Genomic DNA, 15,548 nt, shown 5'->3' on the forward strand with positions numbered 1-15,548 from the left:
CTGAAGGTCCCTTTGCGACCGCTTCCAAGCTGCGCTGTGACGCGAAAAGCCGGGAATTTATTTGGTGTTCAGAAGCGCCTCAAAAGCGGTGCTTGCCTGTGTAATATAGGACCCATTTGTGCCGCTGCCATCATGTGAGATGAAATAGACGGCAAGTCCCTGCTCCTCGGCGACTTCCAGACCCTTCTCGTTTCCGAGCGCCAGCATCGCTGTCGCCCAGGCATCGGCCATCATGGCGTTGTCTGTGACAACACTGACCGAGGTGGTCCAATGGGTAATCGGCCGTCCCGTGGTCGGATCGATGATGTGGGAATAGCGTTTGCCTTCAAATTCGACAAAGTTACGATAATCGCCGGACGTCGCCAGTCCTTTATCCATCACCGGAACAATCAACTCAATTGCCTTTTCGCCCGGTTCCGGCTTTTCAATGCCGATACGCCAGGCCTCGGCCTTTTCGTTTTCACCGGCCGTGACGAGGTCGCCACCGATTTCAACCATGTAGCTGTCGATACCCAGCGACTTCAGCTTCGCCGCGACAGCATCAATGCCAAAGCCCTTGGCAATGGCCGACAGATTGATCCCGACCTCAGGTGCAGATTTTGTCACCGTCGATGCGGTTTCATCCAGAGAAAGCAGCTTCGACTGCCCGACAAAGGCGAGAGCTTCTTCGATTGCAGCATCTTGAGGAACCGGATCTTCAGGCTGGCGCGGGCCGAAGCCCCACAGGCTGATCAGCGGCCCGAGCGTCACGTCGAATTTGCCGTCACTTAGCTCATGAACTTGATTCGCTGCCCGCATGACCGTAACGAAGTCGCCGGATACCTTGAACGGCTCGGTGCTCTCAGACGCAGAGAAACGGGAAACTTCCGAGGCCTTATCCCAGTTGGACATCTTGGCGTTTACATCCGCCAGCACAGCTTCCACCTCAGCGGACAGCTTTTCTTCCGTTACACCGGAAGGAACCGCCAATGCGGTAATATTGAAAGTCGTCCCCATGGTCTTTCCAGAGAGACGAACAGTCTTCGCAGGTTCTTCACCCGAACAAGCGACCAGGGACAGTGTAAGCAGAGCGGCGGATAGTATACGCATGGTGCGGCATCTTTTGAATTGCTGCAGGGCCACAAAGATTTATGGCCGGTTCAAACGAATGGTAATTTCGCGTGAAATCTAACGGGGACCATGATAGGCATCAAATCTGATGCACTGGCATCTTTGATGGCTGGATATCTTCATTTTCTCAAAAACGCTAGTTGTTTTTTAAGGTGGAAATGCGCTTTATGCCCCATAAATGGGTAATGGTGACAACCAGCAAACAGCTTCAGCCAGTTGCTCCCTCCAACATCGCGTGACGAGAACCTAATCCCGCGCTCTCCAGAGGACCGTCTTGGCCTAGAGATGAATGTAATCAGAATTAAAAAGGGTCTGGATCTGCCCATTACGGGAGCTCCGGAGCAAAAGATACACAAGGGCCGCCCGGTTCGCTCCGTCGGCCTTCTCGGCGCTGACTATGTCAGTCTCAAGCCGAAGATGCTGGTTCAGGAACAAGACGCCGTTCAGCGTGGCGCCCCGTTGTTCTGCCAGAAGGACGATCCGGAAGCGGTCATCGTCTCTCCGGTTACCGGTCGTGTACGCGCAATCAACCGTGGCGCTCGCCGAGTCTTGCAGAGCATCGTCATTGATGTCGAAGACGCGGCCGACAAGGGCATCGACTTTGGCACAATCGCGGCTGATGCCAGTGCTGCCGACATTGCCGACAAGCTGTGTGCAGCAGGCCTTTGGGGTGCGTTCCGCACGCGGCCCTATTCAAAGATTCCGCACCACACATCTCGCCCTCTGGCGATCTATGTCAATGCGCTCGACAGTGAACCTCTGGCAGGCGACCCGGATCTGATCATTTCAGCCCGGAAGGACGACTTCGAGGCTGGCCTTTCCGTTGTCTCCCGGTTGACCGACGGCCCGACCTATCTATGCCAGTCGGAAAGCCTGCAGGTGAACCTTGGCAACGCCTCCCAGGTGACACAGGTCGGTTTTACCGGTCCGCATCCATCAGGCCTCGCCGGTACGCATCTGCATTTTCTGACGCCGCCAAAGGGCGACACTCCGGTCTGGACAATTTCCTATCAGGATGTCCTGTCGATCGGCGCTCTCACCCGCACGGGGTACCTGGATCCGACCAAGGTCATCGCGCTGAGCGGTCCGCTCGCTTCACAGCCGCGTTTGGTGGAAACAATCACAGGCGCTTCGACCGAAGATCTGATTGCCGACGAAGCCGAGGGCACGGCGCCTCTGCGGGTCGTTTCCGGATCGGTCCTGAGCGGCCGCGCTGCTGAAGGCCCTAATGCTTACCTCGGCCGGTACCATCGTCAGATTACACTCATCGAAGAAGACAAGGAACAGATCCCGCTTGGCTGGATCCGTCCGATGCCCGGTAAATTCGCCATTCAACCCGTGCTTGGCTCCGCATTCAGCAAGAAGCTCTATGCGCTGACCAGCAACCTGAACGGTGGCCGCCGCGCAATGGTTCCTTTGGGCACCTTCGAAGAACTCATGCCGCAGGACTATCTGCCAACCCAACTGCTGCGGGCCTTGCTCGTCAAGGACACCGATACCGCACAGGCATTGGGCGCACTTGAGCTGGATGAAGAAGACCTCGGACTCATCGGCTTTGCATGCCCTGCGAAGTATGAATATGGGCAAGCCCTTCGGGAATGCCTTGAAAAAATTGAGAAGGAGGGCTGATCCGGTGGGGCTTCGCAAGTTCTTCGACCGTATTGAGCCGCATTTCGTAAAAGGCGCAAAATACGAGCGTTTCTTCCCTCTCTACGAGATGGTCGAATCCTTCATCTACACGCCGAAGACGGTTACGACTGCCGCACCGCATGTGCGCAGCTACGTCGACATGAAGCGGATCATGACCTACGTGGTCATCGCCACCATTCCGGCGATCCTCTTCGGCTGGTACAACACAGGCATGCAGGCCAACTCTGCATTGGCCGTACTCGGACCAGAAGCGGCAACGGGTTGGCGCATCGCGCTGATCCAGATGCTGGGGATCGGTCTGAACCCGGACAGCATTCTGGCCAGTGCCTTCCATGGTGCGCTGTATTTCCTCCCAATCTACGTCACCACGCTTGTGGCGGGCGGCATCTGGGAAGTCGTCTTTGCCACCATTCGCCGGCATGAAGTGAACGAGGGTTTCCTCGTCACATCGATGCTCTACACGCTGATCCTCCCGGCGGATATTCCGCTCTGGCAGGTCGCGCTTGGTATTTCCTTCGGTGTCGTCATCGGCAAGGAAGTGTTCGGCGGTACGGGCAAGAACTTCCTGAACCCGGCCCTCACCGGCCGTGCATTCCTGTATTTTGCCTACCCTGCCTATATGTCGGGCGACAGCATCTGGACGCCGGTCGATGGCTTCTCTGGCGCAACCGCGCTGGCAGTCTCCGCAGCCGATGGCTATCAGATGCTTCCGGCAGCCGGGATCACCTGGATCGATGCCTTCATCGGCACCATCCAGGGAAGCTTCGGTGAAACATCGACCCTCGCCTGCCTGATCGGCCTGGCCTTCCTGCTCGCCACAAAGATCGCCAACTGGCGCCTCATCGTCGGATGCCTCGCTGGAATGATCGGCTTCTCGCTGCTGCTGAACACCGTCGGCTCGGACTCGAACCCGATGTTCGCCATGCCGTGGTACTGGCATCTCGTGATTGGGGGCTATGCCTTCGGTCTGGCCTTCATGGTGACGGAGCCTGTTTCTGCTTCCCACACCAACCTGGGACGCTATTTCTATGGCGCACTGGTCGGTGTGATGGTGGTGATGATCCGTGTCATCAACCCGGCTTTCCCGGAAGGAATGATGCTGGCAATCCTCTTCGCCAACGTCTTTGCTCCGCTCATTGACTATTTCGTCGTACAGGCGAACATCAAACGGAGGGTGCGTCGCCATGGTTGACGGCTCCGCTAATACTGGAACCCCGAAGGGTCCGTTGAGGAGATTCCTGGATCTCCCGCCGGATTCCACGCCCAAAACGCTTTTCGTCGCGGTCACCCTGTGTCTGTTCGCAAGCATGGTGGTGTCTATCGCCGCTGTGTCCCTGCGACCGATCCAGGAAGAAAACAAGCTTCGCGACAAGCGGATCAACATTCTGCAGGTCGCAGGTGTCTACGATCCGAGCGTTGACGTTGCAGAGGCTTTCGAAGCGTTTGAACCACAGGTTCTCGATCTCGCAACAGGCCAGTTCACCGGCCAGTTCGACCCGCGGACGTTTGATGATCGTGCTGCTTCCGACAATCCGGAGATCAGCCACGCTCTGACGGATGATCCCGCCTCGATCGGACGTCAGGCGAACTTCAAGACCGTCTACCTGCTGCGCGACGACAGCGGAGCGATCGACAAGGTCATTCTGCCGATCCATGGATATGGTCTGTGGTCCACGCTGTATGGCTTCATTGCCGTTGAAGAAGACGGCAATGAAATCTACGGCCTGCAGTTTTACGAGCATGCTGAAACACCGGGTCTCGGCGCAGAGGTGGACAACCCGCGCTGGAAAGCCTTGTGGCGTGGCAAAAAGCTGCGCGACGACGACGGCACCTTGCAGATCACCGTGGCCAAGGCCCCCCCGGCTGCAGGCAAGGACTTCTACGTCGACGCCCTCGCCGGTGCGACGCTCACCTCCCGTGGTGTCGACAACCTCGTGAATTTCTGGATGGGGAGCGAAGGTTATGAACCCTTCCTGGCAAACCTCAAAGCAGGAGAGATCTGATGGCCCAGAAGCATAGAGAGCTCCTGGTCGATCCACTGGTCGACAACAACCCGATTACCTTCCAGGTTCTCGGTATCTGTTCAGCCCTCGCCGTCACCTCGTCGCTTCAAGTGGCGTTCGTGATGGCGCTTGCCGTGACATCCGTCACGGCCTTCTCCTCGATGTTCATCTCGATGCTGCGGAACCAGATCCCCAGTTCGATCCGCATCATCGTGCAGATGGTGATCATTGCGTCTCTGGTAATTCTCGTCGATCAGGTTTTGAAAGCTTTTGCTTTCGAGATCTCCAAGACCCTGTCAGTCTTCGTCGGGCTGATCATCACCAACTGCATCGTGATGGGCCGCGCGGAAGCCTTCGCCATGAAGAACCCGCCAATTGCCTCCTTCATCGATGGCATCGGCAACGGCCTCGGCTATGGCTTCATCCTGATGCTCGTTGGCGTGATCCGTGAGCTCTTCGGCTCCGGCTCGCTGTTTGGCATCACCATTCTGAAAACCGTCAACAACGGTGGCTGGTACGTGCCGAACGGCCTGCTTCTGCTGCCCCCATCCGCCTTCTTTGTGATCGGTCTTCTGATCTGGGCCTTCCGCACATGGAAGACCGCGCAGGTTGAAGAGCGTGAATTCAAGATCCAAACCGTTGAGGCTCACTGATGGAAGGCTTGATCGCACTCGCTGTCAAAGCAGTCTTCGTTGAAAACCTGGCTCTCTCCTTCTTCCTCGGCATGTGTACCTTCATCGCCGTTTCAAAGAAGATCGGAACAGCCATTGGTCTTGGCATTTCCGTGATGATCGTTCAGGCCATCACCGTACCGGCCAACAACCTGCTGCTGACTTACCTGCTGAAGCCGGGCGCGCTGGCCTGGGCTGGATTCCCCGATGTGGATCTGACTTTTCTGGGTCTGATCTCCTACATCGGCGTGATCGCAGCCATCGTGCAGATCCTGGAAATGTTCCTCGATAAGTACATGCCGGCTCTCTACAACGCCCTCGGCATCTTCCTGCCGCTGATCACCGTGAACTGCGCCATCCTTGGTGGCTCGCTCTTCATGGTGGAACGCGACTACAATTTTGCCGAGGCAACCACTTATGGCGTCTCATCCGGCTTTGGCTGGGCGCTTGCCATTACCGCAATGGCCGGTGTTCGCGAAAAGCTGAAGTACTCGGATGTGCCAGACGGGCTGCAGGGCCTCGGCATCACCTTCATCACCGCAGGACTGATGGCCATGGCCTTCATGTCCTTCAGTGGCGTCAAGCTTTAAGGGAGGCCGCTCATCATGGAAACATTTAGCCTGGGCGTCGCCCTCTTCACGGTCATCGTTCTCGGCCTCGTTACGATCATTCTGCTGGCCCGCAGCCAGCTGGTGTCGACCGGCAACGTCAACATCACCATCAACGGTGAAAAGACGATTGCAGTCCCAGCCGGCGGCAAGTTGCTGCAGACCCTGGCGGAACAGAAGCTCTTCGTGCCTTCCGCCTGTGGCGGCGGCGGCACCTGCGCGCAGTGTCGCGTTCGCATCAAATCCGGCGGCGGCTCCATTCTGCCAACGGAAGAATCGCACATCACCAAGCGTGAAGCTGCCTGTGGCGACCGACTGTCCTGTCAGGTGGCTGTCAAGCAGGACATGGACATTGTCGTTCCCGAAGAAGTCTTCGGCGTGAAGAAGTGGGAGTGCACCGTGCGCTCCAACGAAAACGTCGCGACCTTCATCAAGGCCCTGATCCTGGACCTGCCGGAAGGCGAAGACGTCAACTTTCGTGCTGGTGGCTACATTCAGATCGAAGCTCCCGCACACAAGCTCTCCTATAAGGAGTTCGATGTCGAGGAAGAGTACCGCGAGGACTGGGACAAGTTTAACCTGTGGCAGTACAACTCCACAGTCGATGTTCCGATCGAACGCGCCTACTCGATGGCCAACTACCCGGATGAAAAGGGCATGATCATGCTCAACGTCCGCGTGGCCTCCCCGCCGCCGCGTTCCGAGGGCATTCCTCCGGGTCAGATGTCATCTTACATCTTCAACCTGAAGCCAGGTGACAAGGTCACCATCTCCGGCCCCTTCGGCGAGTTCTTCGCCCGCGAAACCGAGAGAGAAATGGTCTTCATCGGCGGCGGTGCCGGCATGGCACCGATGCGCAGTCACATCTTTGATCAGCTCAAGCGGCTCGAAAACCGCAACCGGAAGATCACCTTCTGGTACGGCGCCCGGTCGAAGCGTGAAATGTTCTTCGTCGAGGATTTCGATCAGCTCGCTGCCGAATTCCCGAACTTCGAATGGCACGTCGCGCTTTCCGACCCGCTGCCTGACGATGATTGGGACGGTTACACCGGCTTCATCCACAATGTGCTCTTCAACGAGTATCTGAAGGATCATGCTGCGCCGGAAGACTGTGAATACTACATGTGTGGCCCTCCGATCATGAACCAATCGGTCATCAACATGCTGGTCGACCTCGGCGTCGATCGCGAAGACATCATGCTGGATGACTTCGGCGGCTGATAAGGCCCGATTACGAAACAAAAAACCGGCGAACTTCGCCGGTTTTTTTATGTTCAGAATTTGAGCGGGATGAACGCCAGCATCAGCAGGCCAACCCCGGCAGGCACACCGAACAGCCAGGAACGCAGCCGCCATCCCTCCGATTCCTTCTTCCAGTTGTCGCGGTACAGATGTCCGCAGCTGACAACCAGAAAAAGAAGCAATGATCCCGTTATCGGGGTGAGATACAAACCGTCGAACACGTGTCTATCCATTTGCTATGCCGTATCGGCACTGTTTGCGGTCAGGCCACATTGTGCCTGCCAATTGGCCTAAGGCGCCGGGAACGTTGACCGCCAACGCTGCAAAAAGGCCTTGCGAGTCTGCGCGTCTAGACTGACCAGCAGGGCGGGAGACAACCCGATTGTCCGTTGCGCTGTCGACGGCAAGCCTTCGCCCGTCTCGTTTTCACCATCGAACAAAGGCGAGATCAGCAAGGACTTTCGCAGAGCAATGACCCCATCGTTCGACAGCAGATACTCCAGCAAAGCCGTCGCTTCTCCAAAGTGTGTCGTGCCCTTCGGGATCATCATTGCCCGTGAGAGCACCAACGTATAATCGCTGGGAAGGGTGATACCAATCCTGTCGTCCGTCTGCTGGTATCCCTGCGCATAAGACCCGAGAACATTGTACGCCATGAGGTACTGCCCCTCTGCGACGGCCCGAATGATATCCGTCGAGCAGCAGGTCGAAATAGCACCGGTTCTACTGAAGGATTCCTGCAGCGCCCCAAAGGTTGTCGCCTCAAGAGAGTCAGCGAATGCAAAAAGATAGCCGAGCCCCGAAGCCTCGATGTCATAGGTCGCGACGCGGCCGGTAAAGCGGTTTCTTGACGGGCGCAGCAAATCCAATAGGTCAAACCTGGTCTTCGGTATATCCTGCTGGTCCACCAATTCTTTGTTGTAAACGATCACCGCAGGTTCTCGAGTGATCCCCCAGAGCTCATTTCTCCAACGTAGATCTTCCGGCAAAGCTTCGGTGCGGCTCGAGCGATAAGACTGCGCGCAGGCGTCATTGACCAGTTTGACCATCTGATGGACGCCGGAACTGATCACCACATCCGCGACTGCCCCCCCCTCCCGACAGGCCTTGAGGGTTTGCCGGAAAAGTTCGTTCGAGCCCCATTGCTCGTAGCGCACGAACACGCCCGGCGTTTCTGCGGCAAAGGCCTCCAGAACCGGACCGAAGATGCTGATATCCGTAGTGGAGCGGATCAGCAACTGGCGGCCGATCCTCTCCTCACCATAAAAACTGACCGCCTCCTGAGCCCCCGCATGCCCGACAAGACAGAGGACGACGAGAAGTGCCCCGCCCCAACTGGAGAAAAATCTGCGCGGCATCACGCTTTCTCCTTCTCGGCCAGTGCAAAAACCATCGCGACACGAAAACCCGCAGGTTTAACAGACCCCATCCGCAAAGCACCTCCAAAAGCATCAGCCACCGACTGCACAATGGCCAAGCCCAGACCAGACCCGCTGTTGCTTTCAGGTCGTGAAGACAGATTAAACCGTTCCCCAATCTGAGTGAGAACATTGGAATCCGGCCCCGGCCCAGCGTCCTGAACCCACAGGACCGCTTGCCCCGCTTCAATCGACGCCCCGAGGGTCACAGGCGCCTTTCCGTGTTTCAACGCATTGTTCAGAAGGTTCTTGAGGCCCTCTCGCAAGGAGAGACTGTCAGCCAGAACGAGCACCGGGCCATCATCAACCTGCAGGTGGACATCGGCCTGTGGGGCGAGGACCGAATAGTCCCCCTCCTCATAGATATCGACCGCAATATCGCGCAGATCCAGCATTTCCCGTTTGACGCTGTCCACGCGATGCACCACCAGCGCCCGGCTCAAAAGCTGATCAAGCAGCCGACCCAGATTGATCGACCGATCGTGGATCCGTTGAACAATGCGCTTCTTGCGGATTTCATCCTCTTCTTCTTCCAACAAGTCTGCCTGAGCCCGCATCGCCGCAACCGGCGTTCGGAGCTGATGTGCCGTGTCTGAAATCAAATGCCGCATCGAGCCCATCTGTCGGTCCAGCCGCTCCATGAACCGGTTCACGGCGGTGACCATCATCGCTACTTCGCGCGGCACGCGGGTGTCCATGGGCGTCAGATCGTGCGGGTCGCGGCGAGACAGCTGATCCGCAAGCCGCTCCAGCGGCTTCAGCGCCGAGCGAACGGCGACGGCTGCCAAAAGCAGCATCGCAATTGCGGAGGCCGCGACGACGTAGAGCGCCTTGCGCGTAATATCGAAAGCCAGCGCATTGCGGGCCTTCAACGTATGGCCAACGATCACCTTTACCGTGCCATTCAGAGTGCGTTCGGCAAACCTGCGTGAGACAACTGCATAGCGCGCCGGTTCCCCATAAAACTCCGCATCGAAATAATCGGACACGGCCGCACGGCTCCGGCTCTCCGGCAGCGTAATTTCCGAATAGCCAGTCAGGGTCTGACTGTCGACGCCGATCACCCGATATCCAATCCGGTCATCCGGTGCCAGAGCCAGAAGCTCAAACGCCGATATCGGCAAAATGACGCGCGGAATGCCATTCTGAACCGTGATGGATGAGGCAATGTCATTTGCGGCGCCCAGCAGCAGTCGATCATACGCTTCCTGCGCTGCTTGCCGGCCATAGGCAAAGGCTGCCACAGACACCAGTAGCCCACCCACCAGCAGCAATGACAGAACGCCAATTGCCACACGCGCGGTCAAGGACATGGTGGTCAGGGATGTTCTTAGATCAACCATCGACCTCTAGCCTGTAGCCGAGGCCACGCTGGGTCGCGATCCTGATGCCGCTTTCGCCAAGCTTCTTGCGCAAGCGCGCGACGTATAATTCGACAGCATTCATTCCGACATCTGTATCGTCGAAGCTGAAAATCCCCTCGAACAGACGTTCCTTGCTGACCACCTTGCCGCGGTTTCTCACCAGAACTTCCAGAAGCGTAAACTCACGACGCGTCAAAGGCAGCGGCGTTCCGTCTTTTCGCACGACACGCGCCGTCGCGTTGAAGCTCAGCTGCCCGAGCAGGATGTCTTCCGCCTTGTCGCCAGCTTCCCTGCGGTACAGCGCCCGCACCCGGGCTTCCAGCTCACGGTGATCGAAAGGTTTGACAAGATAGTCATCAGCCCCGGAATTTAGAGTGGACACCCTGTCATCGACGGAAAACTCTGCCGTCAGGACAAGGATTGGTGTCCGGTCGCCCCGCGCACGCATTTCTTTCAGAAGCTCGGTGCCGCGCCCGTCGGGGAGATTGATGTCGAGAACAACAACGTCATAACTCTGCACTGCCAGAAACTCTCTGGCTTGCGACAGGTCCCTACCCAGGTCACAGGCAATACCGGACCTTTCAAGGCGGATCATGATCGCTTCCGCCATGTCAAAGGTATCTTCCACGAGCAACAGACGCACTGTTTTCTCCTCCAGCTCTTTCTAGTGCCAAGACTGAACTCGCCTTGCAAGCAGATTAGCCCGCGGTGACAGCTTGGTGACAGGCTAAGAAGCTAAAGTTCCTCCCACCCCCGCCGGGAGGACACCACCTTCAAGTGGTCTGGCGGAAAAATCCGGCCCAATCAAGGGTCGCACCATGTGGAGGAAACACATCATGGCATTCAAAATCAGCCGCGCATTTCTCGCGGCCGCTTTCCTTGGCGCGTCTGCATTCACCGCATCCGCAGCCGACTACAAGCCGGAGAACCCGGAATGTATTGCTCCTGCGAACCCGGGCGGCGGCTGGGACTTCACCTGCCGCCAGGTTGGCAAATCCCTGCAGGATCTCGGCCTGATCGACACCACGATGCAGGTCGTGAACCTGGCTGGTGGCGGTGGTGGCGTTGCCTATGCTGCAGTCATCAACAAGCGCAACGATGACAATGACCTGATCGTTGCAGCTTCTTCCGCAACGGCCACACGTCTTGCTCAGGGTGCATTCCCGGGAAACACGATGGATCAGGTCCGCTGGCTCGCAGCCGTCGGCGCTGACTACGGCGTCATTGCAGTTGCTGCCGACAGCCCGGTCAACACGCTGACCGAACTGCTTGACCAGATCAAGAACGACCCGACGTCCGTTTCTGTCGCCGGCGGTTCAGCCGTTGGTGGTTGGGATCACCTGAAGGTTCTCATCGCAGCCAATGCCTATGGCATCGAAGACGTGCGCAAGGTCAAGTACATCGCATTTGATGGTGGCGGAGAAGCTGTGACCCAGCTCCTGGCCGGATCCGTTCAGGCTTTCACCGGCGACATCTCCGAGGCCAAAGGCTTCGTTGACAGCGGCGACATCAAGGTAATCGCTGTTCTTTCGCCGGACCGTTTGCCGGGCGAATTCTCCAAGTTCCCGACTGCCAAGGAACAGGGCGTTGACGCCGTCGGCGCAAACTGGCGCGGCTTTTACGCACCGGGCAACATGTCCGACGACGCATACGAAGCATGGGTTTCCAAGATTGGCGAGCTCTATGCGAGTGATCAGTGGAAAGAGACCATGGCTGCAAACGGCCTGGCACCACTCGACCTGCAGGGAGCCGAATTCCAGGAATTCGTCTCTAACTCCGTGGCTCAGATCCAGTCGATCTCCCGCGAAATCGGCATCATCAAGTAAGCCGACCTGCTAACCTTCAGGGCCGGAAACCGCACGAGTGGCGTGTTCCGGCCCTTTTTTCGCAAAATAATGGGGAGGTTCCCGCCAGAGGAACCCCGGGGGATGGAGAACGTCCAATGAGTGACCGCATATTCGGGGTGATCGGACTTGCCTTGGCCATTGGCTATGCCTGGGCCGCGCTGATCATCGAAGAAAGCTTCCTGTCTGACGCTGTCGGCCCGAAAGCTTTTCCGCTGATCATCGCTGCCGTGCTTGCCATGGCATCCATTGTCATCCTCTTGAAGCCGGACCCCGAACCACGCTGGCCGGAGCTCCCGCGCCTGCTTGAGATTGGCGCGGCCGTTCTCGTCATGGTCCTTTATGCGAATGTTCTGCCGGAAATCGGCTTTGTCATCGCCACCGCCGTTGCTGCCAGCTATCTGACCTGGCGCCTTGGCACCGCGCCCCTGTCATCGCTTGTCACTGGCATCGCCACGTCTCTCGGCATCTATGTCGTCTTCCACCTCGTGCTTGGTCTTTCGCTGGCCAAGGGCCCTCTTGGCTTCTGACGGAGTTTTATCGCATGGAAACGCTCAATTCCCTTGCCGACGGCTTCGTCATCGCCCTGACGTGGCAAAACCTGTTGCTTGCCCTACTCGGCTGCTTCCTCGGCACAATCATGGGCGCACTGCCCGGCCTTGGCCCATCAAATGGCGTGGCGATCCTCATTCCCCTGGCCTTCACCCTCGGTCTTGGTGCAACGCCTTCCCTCATTCTGCTCACCTCGGTTTATTACGGCGCCATGTACGGCGGCCGCATCTCGTCGATTCTGCTCAATATTCCCGGTGATGAACCGGCGATGATGACCTGCCTCGACGGTTATCCGATGGCGCAGCAAGGGCGCGCCGGAGAAGCGCTCTCCCTCTCCGGGATTGCCTCGTTCGTCGGTGCCTTCATCGCCACCTGGGGCCTGATCCTGCTCGCTCCGCAGCTGGTCAAGATTGCCCTGCTGTTTGGTCCTGCTGAGTATTTCGCACTCTTCACCCTCGCCTTCGCCACCCTTGGCGGTGTTGCCTCCACCAATCAGGCCAAGACCGCCTTTGCGGCAGCCATCGGCATTGGCCTTGCGATGGTTGGCGTCGACACACAGACAGGCGTACCGCGCTTCACCTTCGGAGAAGTTCATCTCTACGATGGCATCGACTTCCTCGTCGCTATTGTTGGCTTGTTTGCCCTATCGGAAGTCTTCATCTTCCTTGAGAACAAGCACGGCTCGTCAGATGCAGCCGGCAAGAAAGTCGTCATTGGTCGCCTGATGCCATCCTGGGCCGTGCTGAAGCAATGTACACCGACTATGCTCCGCACCAGCTTCCTCGGCTTTCTCGCCGGTGTTCTTCCCGGTGCGGGGGCCTCGCTGGGGTCCTTTATTTCCTATTCCATGGAAAAGCGCCTCGTCGACAAGGAAGGGACCTTCGGCAAGGGCGATCCGCGTGGTGTTGCAGCCCCCGAGGCAGGCAACAACGCGGCTGCCGGTGGCGCACTGGTTCCGATGCTGGCCCTCGGCGTTCCGGGTTCCGGAACGACAGCGGTGCTTCTGGCAGTCCTTCTGTCCCTCAACATCACGCCCGGACCGCTGCTCTTCTCGCAGCAGCCCGACGTGGTCTGGGGACTGATCGCCGCGCTTTTCATTGCCAACTTCATGCTGCTGGCGCTGAACATTCCGATGATCGGCATCTTCACCCGCGTGTTGCTGGTGCCGCCGCGCATTCTCATGCCGATTGTCGCCATGGTCAGCTTCGTCGGCATCTACGGCATTTCCGGATCGTCGTTTGACCTTCAGGTCATGATCGCTTTCGGTGTCGCCGGTTGGGTCTTGCGCAAACTGGATGTTCCGCTGGTTCCGGTGATCCTTGGCACGCTGCTTGGCAATGCCATGGAAAACAACCTGCGCCGCGCCATCACCATCGACAATGGCGACTGGTTCGCACTCATCGACAGCCCCCTGTCACTGACCCTCTGGGCCATCGCCATTACCGGCTTCCTGCTGCCGATCATCATCGGCAAAGTCTTCAAGCGCCGCATGAAAATGTCCAGGGACCAAGAAAGCTCGACCACGGATTGAGGTGCCCAATCGCACAAAAAAGCCCGCCGAAATTCGGCGGGCTTGACCATCTTGAACCGCCTATGGGCGGCTTTTTTTGTCTGAACGGCTTTGGCATTAGCCTTTGAGGACAACACCCGGGTTCATGATCTGCTTCGGATCTACGGCTGCCTTGATCTGAACCATCAGGTCACGCTCCGTCGCAGAGCGCAGATGATCCGCCAGTGCAATCTTGGACCGGCCCAGACCATGTTCGGCCGCAAAGCTGCCTTGCAGCCGAGAGGCAAGCGCACCCAACTCTTCGGCAAACTCCTTGGCTTTGTCGCCAAAGTCGGTCTGGCCGTCGGCTGGAGAGAGATTGTAATGCACATTACCGTCACCGAGATGGCCAAACGGATTGATCCGAACGCCCGGTAGGATCCCTTCGCACACCTCAGCCCCCTCGGAGAGGAAGCTGGCAAGCTTTCCGGGAGGCACGGAAATGTCGTGTTTCAGCTGGGCACCCTCCAGCCGTTGGCCTTCCGGTTGTTCCTCGCGCAGGCGCCAGAACGCCGCGCGCTGCGCTTCGGACATGGCAAGCGCCCCATCGGTGACCTGACCGTTTTCCATACCCACTGTCAGTGCCCCTTCAAGGATTTCGTCCAGTGGCACCATGGCCGAGCTCGTGGTCAATTCGACAAGCAGATAAAACGGGCTGCGGCTTTCCAGCGGAAACTCCATCCCGTCGACATGGCGCAACGCCAGATCCAGTCCCAGATCGCAGAAGAACTCCAGCCCGCTGATGAACTCGCCGGCATCTCCACGCAGATACGTTCCATAGTCGACGAGCGTCTGAATGTCCGGAAGTGCCAGCAGCGCGGTCGCCTTCTGCTTCGGAGCAGGATAGAGCTTCAGAACCGCCCGCGTCACGATGCCAAGCGTGCCTTCCGCCCCGCAGAACAGCCGACGCAACTGGTATCCGGCGTTGTCCTTCTGCACGGCCCGCAGACCGTCCCAAACCGTGCCGTCAGCCAGAACCACTTCCATCCCGACGACGAGATCCTGCATCATACCGTAACGCAGAGCATGACTGCCACCCGCATTGGTGCCGATCAGCCCGCCGATCTGAGCAGAGCCTTCGGCCCCGAGATGCATCGGAAAGATCAGGTCCTGCGCTTCAACGTGATCATGCAAACGGGCCAGGACAGTCCCCGCTTCGACTACAATTGTGCCAGCCGCGCGGTCCACATCACCAATCGCATTCATCCGGGACAACGACAAGATAACCCCGCCGCTGCGACCGCTGACCGCCCCACCGCACAAGCTGGTATTGCCACCCTGAGGCGTAATCGAAACACCCGCTTCTTGGCAGGCAGCGACAACTTGAGAGACTTCCTCGGTAGAACCAGGACGCGCGACCCCCAACGGTGTTTCACCATAGCGGTTCAACCAGTCCCGACTGTAAGGCGCAGCGTCATCTCCTGCCAACCAGCCCTTAGGCCCGAGGATCTGTTCAAGTTCTGCGGCGAGAGACGTCATCTGGTCTACCTGTCATCAAGCGGGGCAGCTGTCTTGACCGCAAAGCTTGAGCTTTAGG

At 58.0% G+C, this 15,548-nt stretch carries 15 protein-coding genes; 9 read left to right on the forward strand and 6 right to left on the reverse strand.

Annotated features, from left to right (window positions below; genetic code table 11):
- Positions 1 to 57: 57 nt before the first annotated feature.
- Positions 58 to 1,089, reverse strand: coding sequence for an FAD:protein FMN transferase (locus J0X15_RS02510; RefSeq protein ID WP_206937949.1), 1,032 nt, complete (start codon positions 1,087 to 1,089; stop codon positions 58 to 60).
- 306 nt (positions 1,090 to 1,395) lie between these two features.
- On the opposite strand from J0X15_RS02510, the gene J0X15_RS02515 reads away from it, so the two are divergent.
- From J0X15_RS02515 to nqrF, 6 genes are read left to right on the forward strand one after another with little or no spacing between them, the layout of a single operon-like run.
- Entirely contained in the window at positions 1,396 to 2,739 is a 1,344-nt protein-coding gene (locus J0X15_RS02515) for a Na(+)-translocating NADH-quinone reductase subunit A (protein WP_206937951.1), read from the forward strand.
- Between the two features lie 4 nt (positions 2,740 to 2,743).
- Entirely contained in the window at positions 2,744 to 3,952 is a 1,209-nt protein-coding gene (locus tag J0X15_RS02520; protein ID WP_206937952.1) for an NADH:ubiquinone reductase (Na(+)-transporting) subunit B, read from the forward strand.
- Positions 3,945 to 4,763: a Na(+)-translocating NADH-quinone reductase subunit C gene (locus J0X15_RS02525; RefSeq protein WP_206937953.1), complete on the forward strand. Its 819-nt coding sequence runs from the start codon at positions 3,945 to 3,947 to the stop codon at positions 4,761 to 4,763. Before J0X15_RS02520 ends, J0X15_RS02525 begins: the two co-directional genes overlap by 8 nt.
- Complete coding sequence (locus J0X15_RS02530; RefSeq protein WP_206937954.1) at positions 4,763 to 5,416, forward strand: NADH:ubiquinone reductase (Na(+)-transporting) subunit D; 654 nt, start codon at positions 4,763 to 4,765, stop codon at positions 5,414 to 5,416. Before J0X15_RS02525 ends, J0X15_RS02530 begins: the two co-directional genes overlap by 1 nt.
- On the forward strand, positions 5,416 to 6,024 hold the full coding sequence (nqrE, locus tag J0X15_RS02535) for an NADH:ubiquinone reductase (Na(+)-transporting) subunit E (RefSeq protein ID WP_206937955.1): 609 nt from the start codon (positions 5,416 to 5,418) through the stop codon (positions 6,022 to 6,024). The genes J0X15_RS02530 and nqrE overlap by 1 nt, the downstream gene beginning before the upstream one ends.
- Before the next feature lie 15 nt (positions 6,025 to 6,039).
- Positions 6,040 to 7,263: an NADH:ubiquinone reductase (Na(+)-transporting) subunit F gene (nqrF, locus tag J0X15_RS02540; RefSeq protein WP_206937956.1), complete on the forward strand. Its 1,224-nt coding sequence runs from the start codon at positions 6,040 to 6,042 to the stop codon at positions 7,261 to 7,263.
- A 53-nt stretch (positions 7,264 to 7,316) separates the two neighbouring features.
- Here the strand turns inward: nqrF and J0X15_RS02545 are convergent, their stop codons facing one another.
- The 4 genes from J0X15_RS02545 to J0X15_RS02560 all read right to left on the reverse strand — a co-directional run bounded on the left by J0X15_RS02545 (position 7,317) and on the right by J0X15_RS02560 (position 10,709).
- A complete protein-coding gene (locus J0X15_RS02545) occupies positions 7,317 to 7,505 on the reverse strand; it encodes a hypothetical protein (protein WP_206937957.1) in 189 nt (62 codons plus the stop codon).
- 69 nt (positions 7,506 to 7,574) lie between these two features.
- Positions 7,575 to 8,642, reverse strand: a complete 1,068-nt coding sequence (locus tag J0X15_RS02550; RefSeq protein ID WP_206937958.1) for an ABC transporter substrate-binding protein — start codon at positions 8,640 to 8,642, stop codon at positions 7,575 to 7,577.
- Complete coding sequence (locus J0X15_RS02555) at positions 8,642 to 10,045, reverse strand: sensor histidine kinase (RefSeq protein ID WP_206937960.1); 1,404 nt, start codon at positions 10,043 to 10,045, stop codon at positions 8,642 to 8,644. Before J0X15_RS02555 ends, J0X15_RS02550 begins: the two co-directional genes overlap by 1 nt.
- On the reverse strand, positions 10,038 to 10,709 hold the full coding sequence (locus J0X15_RS02560) for a response regulator (protein ID WP_206937962.1): 672 nt from the start codon (positions 10,707 to 10,709) through the stop codon (positions 10,038 to 10,040). Before J0X15_RS02560 ends, J0X15_RS02555 begins: the two co-directional genes overlap by 8 nt.
- Before the next feature lie 193 nt (positions 10,710 to 10,902).
- Here J0X15_RS02560 and J0X15_RS02565 point away from each other — a divergent pair, with 193 nt between their 5' ends.
- From J0X15_RS02565 to J0X15_RS02575, 3 genes are all read left to right on the forward strand, one after another.
- The gene (locus J0X15_RS02565) at positions 10,903 to 11,892 is read left to right on the forward strand and encodes a Bug family tripartite tricarboxylate transporter substrate binding protein (protein ID WP_206937963.1); all 990 of its coding nucleotides are present in this window, start codon (positions 10,903 to 10,905) and stop codon (positions 11,890 to 11,892) included.
- A 116-nt stretch (positions 11,893 to 12,008) separates the two neighbouring features.
- The gene (locus J0X15_RS02570) at positions 12,009 to 12,440 is read left to right on the forward strand and encodes a tripartite tricarboxylate transporter TctB family protein (protein WP_206937964.1); all 432 of its coding nucleotides are present in this window, start codon (positions 12,009 to 12,011) and stop codon (positions 12,438 to 12,440) included.
- Positions 12,441 to 12,454: 14 nt separating this feature from the next.
- The gene (locus tag J0X15_RS02575; RefSeq protein WP_206937965.1) at positions 12,455 to 13,993 is read left to right on the forward strand and encodes a tripartite tricarboxylate transporter permease; all 1,539 of its coding nucleotides are present in this window, start codon (positions 12,455 to 12,457) and stop codon (positions 13,991 to 13,993) included.
- Positions 13,994 to 14,089: 96 nt separating this feature from the next.
- On the opposite strand, the gene J0X15_RS02580 is transcribed toward J0X15_RS02575, so the two are convergent.
- Positions 14,090 to 15,490: an FAD-binding oxidoreductase gene (locus tag J0X15_RS02580; RefSeq protein ID WP_206937966.1), complete on the reverse strand. Its 1,401-nt coding sequence runs from the start codon at positions 15,488 to 15,490 to the stop codon at positions 14,090 to 14,092.
- Positions 15,491 to 15,548: the final 58 nt, after the last annotated feature.

Source organism: Roseibium limicola (assembly GCF_017313085.1).
Lineage (GTDB): Bacteria > Pseudomonadota > Alphaproteobacteria > Rhizobiales > Stappiaceae > Roseibium > Roseibium limicola.